At 46.3% G+C, this 1668-nt stretch carries 2 protein-coding genes and 1 pseudogene; all 3 read left to right on the forward strand.

Going from position 1 to position 1668, the window contains the following annotated elements:
- Positions 1-492, forward strand: a pseudogene (locus JCM14374_RS13840) (hypothetical protein); the annotation flags it as partial.
- Between the two features lie 11 nt (positions 493-503).
- The gene (locus tag JCM14374_RS12770; protein ID WP_054698162.1) at positions 504-1124 is read left to right on the forward strand and encodes a Mu transposase domain-containing protein; all 621 of its coding nucleotides are present in this window, start codon (positions 504-506) and stop codon (positions 1122-1124) included.
- Positions 1121-1668, forward strand: a 548-nt coding sequence (locus JCM14374_RS12775) for an ATP-binding protein (RefSeq protein WP_054698164.1), incomplete at its 3' end; no start/stop codon positions are given. The genes JCM14374_RS12770 and JCM14374_RS12775, both read left to right, overlap by 4 nt.

Genomic DNA, 1668 nt, shown 5'->3' on the forward strand with positions numbered 1-1668 from the left:
CATCCACCCGGTGAAGCCCAGGTGGATTTTGGCGAGATCGTAATGATTGAGCAAGGCAAGCGGATCAAGGGTTATGAACTAGTGCTTTCGTTGCCCTACAGCAATGCCGGATATCCCCAGGTGTTTCGGGGCCAGAATCAGGAATGCCTTCTCACCGGATTAAAGGAGATCTTCGAACATCTGGAGCATGTTCCCCGAGTAATTTGGTTTGATAACCTGTCAGCAGCTGTAGCAGGCATTGGGGAGCAAGGAAAAAGAAACTTGTGGATCAGTTTTACCGATTTACCCTACACTATGGCTTTAAAGCCCAATTTTGCAATCCTGGCAAAGGGCACGAAAAAGGTCATGTTGAAAACAAGGTTGGCTACAGCCGCAGAAACTTCTTTGTACCTGAACCGGCCTTTGATGATATTGAAGTATTTAACCATAGACTTTTTGCCGCAGCAGAAAAAGACCATCGACGAAAGCATTACTCCAAAGAAACAGAAATAGCCGAGCTGCTGTTGGAAGATAAAGCCGCTATGCTGCCCCTTCCGGCCAAACCCTTTGAGATTGGCCGTACAGAAAAGCTTGTAGCCAATAAATACGGTAAAGTTCGTTATGCCGGCAACATTTATTCAGCTTCCCCCCAGGTGGCAGGGAAAGAAATATACATAAAGCTTGGCGCACATCGGGTTGAGATTCTTAATGAACAGTACCAGTCAATCGTAACCCACAAGCGATTGTATGGTCAGGGACAGGAAATAATGGACTGGCTGCCCTATCTTAGTACGTTGGCCAAACGGCCCAATGCTTTGAAATATACCGGCTTTTATCATGAACTGCCCGATCCTTGGCAGGAATACCTTGCAGGTCTGGACTATGACGAGAAAAGGAAAAGTCTTCACCTGCTGCTCCGGATGATTACGGAAAGCGACATGGATACCGCCACCATCTGTTTGCTGGAAACCTTGGATTCAGGTAAAGCAGATGCAGACAGCATACTGTTAAGCTATCGCAGATTAACTGAACCCAGCTTTAATGATTTTTTGCCGATAATTTCTGCCGGCATAAATTCACCGGCAATATATACACCTGATCTGACCTGCTATGATGTTTTCCTGAAAGCAGGTGAGCACAGATGAAAGAACTGATTAAAGACTACTGTAAGCAGCTGCGCTGGGGAAATGGTCTGGTAAAAAGCTATCCCAATATTTCAGCGGATACCCATGAAGAGTTCCTGGTCAAACTGCTGGAAATGGAGTTAAAAAACCGAGAAGTCCATCGCCAGAATCGTTGTTTAAGACAAGCCAGTTTCGATGTGGTTAAAACCTTTAACGGCTATAGCCTTGATCATATAGAAATACCGGCCTCTATTCCGGTAGATGATTTGAAAACAGCTGCATTGCTGGAACGCAAGGAAAATCTGATCCTTTACGGTCCGGTGGGTACCGGTAAAACCCATATGGCTACCGCCATTGGGGTGGAAGCATGTAAGCAAGGAAAGAGGGTGAAATTCTACCGCACAGCCGCCCTGGTAAACGAACTGAATGATGCTCAATCAGCAGGAAATCTAGGCAAAATGCTCAAACAACTGTCCAAGCTAGATCTGCTGATCTGCGATGAATGGGGCTACATTCCCCTGGATCGCCAGGGTGCACAGTTACTTTTTCAGGTGGTTGCAGGCTG

The organism is Syntrophomonas palmitatica JCM 14374, assembly GCF_001311885.1.
Lineage (GTDB): Bacteria > Bacillota > Syntrophomonadia > Syntrophomonadales > Syntrophomonadaceae > Syntrophomonas_A > Syntrophomonas_A palmitatica.